At 72.0% G+C, this 246-nt stretch carries 1 protein-coding gene; it reads left to right on the top strand.

Going from position 1 to position 246, the window contains the following annotated elements:
• Positions 1 to 246: AAA family ATPase (locus ACZ3HH_RS30910; protein WP_465810508.1), on the top strand; the 246-nt coding region annotated here is incomplete at both ends.

Here is a 246-nt window from a genome sequence, read left to right as displayed (position 1 = left end):
CCAGCTGCGCACCGACAAAAAGGGCCCGATCATGCTGTTCATCGGGCCACCGGGCGTCGGCAAGACGAGCCTCGGGCGCTCCATCGCGCGCGCCATGGGGCGCCGCTACGGTCGCATCGCGCTCGGCGGTGTCCGCGACGAGGCCGAGGTCCGCGGGCATCGCCGCACGTACGTCGGCGCGCTCCCGGGGCGGCTCGTGCAGTCGCTCAAGAAGGTGGCATCGAGGAACCCGGTGCTCGTGCTCGA

Source organism: Pseudomonas sp. PME37.24/025 (assembly GCF_055556615.1).
This window is presented reverse-complemented; position numbering and strand designations above follow the sequence as displayed.